We start from the raw sequence: 326 nt of genomic DNA on the forward strand, positions 1-326 counted from the left end.
GAGCCAGCGTACTGGAGCCTGCATCCAGATAGATGAAATCTTCCGGCAGGATCAGTTCTGCCGCCGCCTGGGCGATGCTCTGCTTCTGACTGACCGCCCGCTCTTCCGTGGTGGCCATGGTGGGCTCGTCGGTGCGGAAGGGGCTGTCCGGCAGGGTGGCCCCGCCGTGCACCTTGTTCAGTTTGCCCTGCTTGTCCAGCACGTTCAGGTCGCGCCGGATGGTGGACTCGCTGGCGCTCAGCGCCTCGCACAGCTCCTGCACGGTGGCAGTGCGCTGGCGGGCCTGCAGGTCAAGGATGAGGGCGAAGCGTTCTTCTGCCAACATG

Annotated in this window: 1 protein-coding gene; it reads right to left on the reverse strand. The window is 65.3% G+C overall.

The genetic code is table 11. The annotated features are described in order from the left end of the window. A partial coding sequence (locus P0G09_RS16675; protein WP_275253222.1) for a DeoR/GlpR family DNA-binding transcription regulator occupies positions 1–325 on the reverse strand: 325 nt, incomplete at its 3' end. Between the last annotated feature and the right edge of the window lies 1 nt (position 326).

The sequence above is a fragment of the Faecalibacterium sp. DFI.5.82 genome, from assembly GCF_029076575.1.
In the GTDB taxonomy this organism is placed as follows: Bacteria; Bacillota; Clostridia; order Oscillospirales; family Ruminococcaceae; genus Faecalibacterium; species Faecalibacterium duncaniae.